This window comes from Cellulomonas sp. GbtcB1 (assembly GCF_019091725.1).
In the GTDB taxonomy this organism is placed as follows: domain Bacteria; phylum Actinomycetota; class Actinomycetes; order Actinomycetales; family Cellulomonadaceae; genus Cellulomonas.
In genome coordinates this window covers 1-524 of record NZ_JAGXJG010000147.1, presented here as the reverse complement: position 1 = coordinate 524, position 524 = coordinate 1, and the positions used below count along the sequence as shown (strand labels likewise).

General features: G+C 75.6%; 1 protein-coding gene. It reads right to left on the bottom strand.

Annotation, left to right across the window (positions count from 1 at the left end):
• Nucleotides 1-118: 118 nt before the first annotated feature.
• The coding region (locus KVT14_RS20105) for a dTDP-4-dehydrorhamnose 3,5-epimerase family protein (RefSeq protein ID WP_217617276.1) at nt 119-524 on the bottom strand (406 nt) is incomplete at its 5' end.

Below are 524 nucleotides of genomic sequence, written 5' to 3'. Positions count from 1 at the left end.
GTTCACCTGGCGCGAGGCGGCCCGGGCGCACGTCGCCGCGTACGAGCGCGCGCTCGCGCGGGGCTGACCCCCGCGGACCGCCCCGGGCGAGGCCGGTCGGCGCGCCCGGGGCCGGACCTCAGGCCAGGCCGGCGACGTACCGCTGCACGGCGTCGTGGTCGGGCAGCAGGCCGGACGCGCGGGCCTCGGCGAGCGACGGGGCGGCCAGGTCCTTCTCGGAGAGCTGCGGGGTGATCGGCGACCCGTCGCGTGCCTGCGTCGGCCAGTCGATGCCCACCTCAGGGTCGAGCGGGTGGATGCCGTGCTCGCGCACCGGCGAGTAGCCCGTCGAGCACAGGTACATCACGGTCGAGCCGTCCTCCAGGGACAGGAACGCGTGACCCAGGCCCTCGCCGAGGTAGATCGCCCGCCGGTCCACGTCGTCCAGCAGCACCGCGTCCCAGGTGCCGAAGGTCGGCGGCCCGACGCGGATGTCGACGACGACGTCGAGCACCGCATCGAGCACGACACGATGGGCGAGGTCC